The sequence below is a fragment of the Vibrio sp. HI00D65 genome (assembly GCF_001635455.1).
In the GTDB taxonomy this organism is placed as follows: Bacteria; Pseudomonadota; Gammaproteobacteria; order Enterobacterales; family Vibrionaceae; genus Vibrio.
On sequence record NZ_LWEH01000536.1, the window covers coordinates 1 to 272 of the forward strand.

Sequence of the window (272 nt, forward strand, 5' to 3'; positions counted from 1 at the left end):
AATTTCTTTTAGGTGACGCTGTGCAGAAAGCTTCGCAGCCACACTACCCAGCAGGGTTCCAACGATCAAAAGCAGTAAAGATTCATCCCAGCTTAGGCCAATTAAGCGGAAGTGGCTGTCGTAAAGCTGAGCCAGATCATCCACCGCGCTATTCAGTAATACGGTAATTAATGCCGTCATTACCCACGCGCTAACCGAACCTAATACACCGAACCACATACCAGAATATAGATATGGCCGAAGAATGTATCTATCGGTGGCACCAATCAGCT

At 47.1% G+C, this 272-nt stretch carries 1 pseudogene; it reads right to left on the reverse strand.

Annotated features, from left to right (window positions below):
- Positions 1–272, reverse strand: a pseudogene (locus tag A3712_RS23320) (permease-like cell division protein FtsX); the annotation flags it as partial.